The following is a 1138-nucleotide window of genomic DNA, read 5'->3' as shown; positions in this document are numbered from 1 at the left end:
GCACMAGACTGAATAGAATTACTGCTTTCACGGGCTACTCGACTTTCTTCTTGAGAAGTGCGTCGTACTGCTGTTTAAGCGTTTCTACTTCGATCTGCTTCTGGAGCAGGGCTTTCTCTTTTGTAAGCGGGTCACCCGCCGAAGCCTTCGCCAGGTCAAGTTCATTTTGTTTGGTCGTTAGAGCAATCTGGGAATCGATGGCATTGATCTGATTCTGCTGCTCTTTCTTTTGCCTTTCATCAGTGGCCGCTGCTTTAGCTTTCAAGGTATCGACGCGCAGTTGCATTAAATCTGCAAGGGATTTGGCCGTATCCGATGCAGCAGCGGCCCCCCGCTCAGCCCTCGCGGCCGCTTTGAAGCTCAACTCACTCATTGATCCGTCTTCGTTGAAAGAAGCATTTACCGAGTTGTTATCAAATGGCTCGTTTTTCAACCACACCAAGCCTTTGGCGCCAAATTGAGGCAGGCTTACAGAGTTTGCTGAATAAAATTTGACGCCATTTTGGGTTTTATCACCTACGAAAACATAGCCCGTCGATGGCAGCAGGTAAACAACCCCTGCGTACTCAGCGTCCTTCACGCCTGCCACGACGTCAGTGGCTGTACCGGCTTTTCGAGCTCTTTCGGGAAYTTGCACACATATCTCTGCAGAAAAAAGCTTTCCATCCGCCGGTTTGGCCGTGTCGGGTGCGAAGCTGGATGTCGCGAGCCTGGTCCAGTATTCCGCTTGACTAGAGGAGAATTCCTGGCAGACTTTCTCGCCATTGGACTGCCGAGGGGACCAGCCTACATACCTGGCTGTCGTAGTCAAGTCCTCCGTGAGAGAAGCCAGACGAGCCTGAAGAACCAGATTCTTTGCTTTTCGACCGTCCACAGTTGCCAAATCGATCTGGAACTGGATATCTGCGATTTGAAGCAGCAGTTGCTTAACGTCGACGTCCCGGCTCTTACTTTTACGCTCACGTACTTTTGCAAGCTTATCTTGCTCAATCTTCAATTTCTTCGTCCAGACTGCAGCTAAGGCTTTGTCGTCTTTTTGGTCCTTATCCGCTGCCTTCAGAAGAGGCAAATCTTTGCTCAAGAACTTTTGCCGTTCCGCAATTCGCTCAGTCATGAAATCTGCGCAATCGCCGTATGC

The 1138-nt window shown here is 50.2% G+C and carries 1 protein-coding gene; it reads right to left on the bottom strand.

Annotated elements, in window-relative coordinates; all coding sequences use genetic code 11:
* Positions 1–34: 34 nt before the first annotated feature.
* Positions 35–1138 (bottom strand): hypothetical protein (locus tag AC1D1X_RS24000; RefSeq protein ID WP_477699442.1); only part of this gene is annotated, 1104 nt, incomplete at its 5' end.

The organism is Polaromonas sp. P1_G4, assembly GCF_056405475.1.
Note: the sequence above shows the minus strand (reverse complement) of the source record. Positions and strands in the feature narration are given on the sequence as shown.